Consider the following 949-nt stretch of genomic DNA (forward strand, 5'->3'; position numbering starts at 1 on the left):
TATCACCATTAACACCGCGCACGTTGAATACAACTCGAAGATCCGTCACTACGCTCACGTTGACTGCCCAGGTCACGCTGACTATGTGAAGAACATGATCACCGGTGCTGCCCAGATGGACGGCGCAATCCTGGTTTGTTCGGCCGCTGATGGTCCGATGCCACAAACCCGTGAGCACATCCTGCTGTCCCGTCAGGTTGGCGTTCCGTACATCGTGGTCTTCCTGAACAAGGCTGACCTGGTAGACGACGCTGAGCTGCTGGAACTGGTTGAGATGGAAGTTCGCGACCTGCTGTCCACCTACGACTTCCCAGGCGACGACACTCCGATCATCATCGGTTCTGCTCGTATGGCTCTGGAAGGCAAAGACGACAACGAGATGGGCACCACTGCCGTCAAGAAACTGGTTGAAACTCTGGACAGCTACATCCCAGAGCCAGAGCGCGCTATCGACAAGCCGTTCCTGATGCCAATCGAAGACGTATTCTCGATCTCGGGTCGTGGTACCGTTGTTACCGGTCGTATCGAGCGTGGTATCGTCCGCGTTCAGGATCCACTGGAAATCGTTGGTCTGCGTGACACCACCACCACCACCTGTACCGGTGTTGAGATGTTCCGCAAGCTGCTGGACGAAGGTCGTGCTGGCGAGAACTGCGGCGTTCTGCTGCGTGGTACCAAGCGTGACGACGTTGAGCGTGGCCAGGTTCTGGTCAAGCCAGGTTCGGTCAAGCCGCACACCAAGTTCACCGCAGAAGTCTACGTTCTGTCGAAGGAAGAAGGCGGCCGTCACACTCCGTTCTTCAAAGGCTACCGTCCTCAGTTCTACTTCCGTACCACTGACGTGACCGGTAACTGCCAGCTGCCGGAAGGCGTTGAAATGGTAATGCCAGGTGACAACATCCAGATGGAAGTTACCCTGATCAAGACCATCGCAATGGAAGACGGTCTG

General features: G+C 56.1%; 1 protein-coding gene. It reads left to right on the forward strand.

The annotated features are described in order from the left end of the window. Window positions 1–949 (forward strand): elongation factor Tu (gene tuf / locus RR877_RS10645; RefSeq protein WP_332628255.1); only part of this gene is annotated, 949 nt, incomplete at both ends.

The sequence above is a fragment of the Aurantimicrobium sp. genome (assembly GCF_036667855.1).
Taxonomy (GTDB): domain Bacteria; phylum Actinomycetota; class Actinomycetes; order Actinomycetales; family Microbacteriaceae; genus Aurantimicrobium.